The 2,269-nt window shown below is 71.3% G+C and carries 1 protein-coding gene and 1 pseudogene; both read left to right on the top strand.

Annotation, left to right across the window (positions count from 1 at the left end; translation table 11 throughout):
- Window positions 1-102 precede the first annotated feature (102 nt).
- Window positions 103-1,095 (top strand): inositol monophosphatase family protein, encoded by a 993-nt coding sequence (locus tag x551_RS21375; RefSeq protein WP_036251140.1) that lies wholly within the window; start codon window positions 103-105, stop codon window positions 1,093-1,095.
- Between the two features lie 78 nt (window positions 1,096-1,173).
- A pseudogene (locus tag x551_RS21380) lies at window positions 1,174-2,238 on the top strand (DNA mismatch repair protein MutS); the annotation flags it as partial.
- Window positions 2,239-2,269: the final 31 nt, after the last annotated feature.

Genomic DNA, 2,269 nt, shown 5'->3' on the forward strand with positions numbered 1-2,269 from the left:
GCCGGCCGCGCTGCCCTCCCCGCCCGCCGGCCCCGCGCCGTTCTTTGTCCCCCGCCCAGTCCGCCTTTCCCTCTCCTGCCCCGTCAGCCGCGAGCGCCCGCCATGTCCCAGACCCTGCACCCCATGCTCAACACCGCCGTCAAGGCTGCACGCACCGCGGGGGCGCTGATCAACCGGGCCTCGCTGGACATCGAGCGCGTGACGGTGACGGCCAAGTCGCACAACGACTTCGTGACCGAGGTGGACCAGGCGGCCGAGGCGGCGATCATCGAGACGCTGCTCGGCGCCTACCCCGGCCACGGCATCCTCGCCGAGGAGACCGGGCGGACCCACGGCGCGAAGGACAGCGACTACCTCTGGATCATCGATCCGCTCGACGGCACCACCAACTTCATTCACGGCTTCCCGGTCTACGCGGTCTCGATCGCACTCGCCTTCCGCGGCCAGATCCAGCAGGCGGTGGTCTACGATCCCTCACGCAACGACCTGTTCTACGCCTCCAAGGGACGCGGCGCCTTCCTCAACGACAAGCGCCTGCGCGTCAGCAAGCGCAGCCGCCTGCTGGAGTCGCTGATCGGCACCGGCTTCCCGTTCCGCAAGGGCGACAACTTCAAGCGTTACTTGAAGATGTTCGAGGAGGTCATGCAGCACTGCGCCGGCCTGCGCCGCCCGGGTGCCGCCGCACTGGACCTGTGCTACGTGGCCGCGGGCTGGTACGACGGCTTCTTCGAGACCGGGCTGAACCCCTGGGACATCGCGGCCGGCTCGCTGATCATCACCGAGGCCGGCGGCCTGATCGGCAATTTCACCGGCGAGTCCGACTTCCTCTACCAGCGCGAGATCGTCGCGGGCAACCCGAAGATCTATGCGCAGCTGGTGAGCATCCTCGCGCCCTACACGCGCATCATCAAGGACGACGACGCGGGCGCCACGGCCCCCGCTGCGGCGCCCGCAGCGGCGGCGCCGGACGCGACCGCCGCCTTCGTCGCGAGCGTCGAGGCCGATACACCGCCCGCCGCCACCGCGAAGAAGCCGCCGGTGCGCATCCGCAAGACCGACCTCGCCAAGGCCAAGGACAACGACGCCCCGTTCTGAGTCTTCGACGTTGCGTCGCCCCGTCCGCGAGCCCGCATGAGTGCCGACCCCGCCCGCGCCGAGTCCGGTCACACCCCCATGATGCAGCAGTACCTGCGCATCAAGGCCGAGCATCCCGACACGCTCGTGCTCTACCGCATGGGCGATTTCTACGAGCTGTTCTTCGAGGACGCCCGCAAGGCGCACCGCCTGCTCGACATCACGCTCACCAGCCGCGGCCAGAGCGCCGGCGAGCCCGTCGTGATGGCCGGCGTGCCGGTGCACGCGCTCGAGAACTATCTCGGCAAGCTCGTCAAGCTTGGCGAGTCGGTCGCGATCGCCGAGCAGGTGGGCGACGTGGCGACTGCCAAGGGGCCGGTCGAGCGCAAGGTGGTGCGCGTCGTCACGCCGGGCACCGTGACCGACACCGAGCTGCTGTCGGAGCGCGTCGACACCCTGCTGCTGGCGGTGACGCGCGAGCGTGCGAGTTACGGCCTGGCCTGGCTGGGCCTGAGCAGCGGCACGCTGGGTCTCAGCGAATGCGGCGAGCGCGAACTCGCGGGCTGGCTGGCGCGCCTGGGCCCGGCCGAGGTGCTGGTCGACGACCGCGACGACGCGGCGCTGACGGCCGCGCTGTCCACTACTCGCACGGCGCTCACGCGGCGACCCGCGTGGCAGTTCGACACGGCGCTGGGCCGGCGCAAGCTGTGCGAACAACTGCGCGTTGCCAGTCTCGCCGGCTTCAATGCCGAGGACGTGTCCGCAGCCCACGCCGCCGCCGCGGCGCTGCTCAGCTACGCCGAGCACACCCAGGGCCGGGCGCTGGCCCATGTGGGTTCGCTGGCGGTGGAGCGCGCGAGCGATCTGCTGGAACTGCCGCCGGCCACGCACCGCAACCTCGAGCTGACGCAGACGCTGCGCGGCGAGGACGCGCCGACGCTGCTGTCGCTGCTCGACGTGTGTCGCACCGGCATGGGCTCGCGCGCCTTGCGCCACTGGCTCACGCACCCGGCGCGCGTGCGCACGGCGGCCCGCGCGCGCCATGAAGCGATCGGCGCGCTGATGGAACGTGGCGGCGAGGTGTTGCGCGAGGCGCTGCGCGGCGTCAGCGACGTCGAGCGCATCACCGCGCGCATCGCGCTGCGCCAGGTGCGTCCGCGCGACTGACCGGACTGCGCGCACGCTGCTGGCGCTG

The organism is Methylibium sp. T29 (assembly GCF_000576205.1).
In the GTDB taxonomy this organism is placed as follows: domain Bacteria; phylum Pseudomonadota; class Gammaproteobacteria; order Burkholderiales; family Burkholderiaceae_C; genus Methylibium; species Methylibium petroleiphilum.

Coding starts and splice junctions, on each gene's coding strand:
- x551_RS21375 (WP_036251140.1), top strand. CDS start 103: ATGTCCCAGACCCTGCACCCCATGCTCAACACCGCCGTCAAGGCTGCA.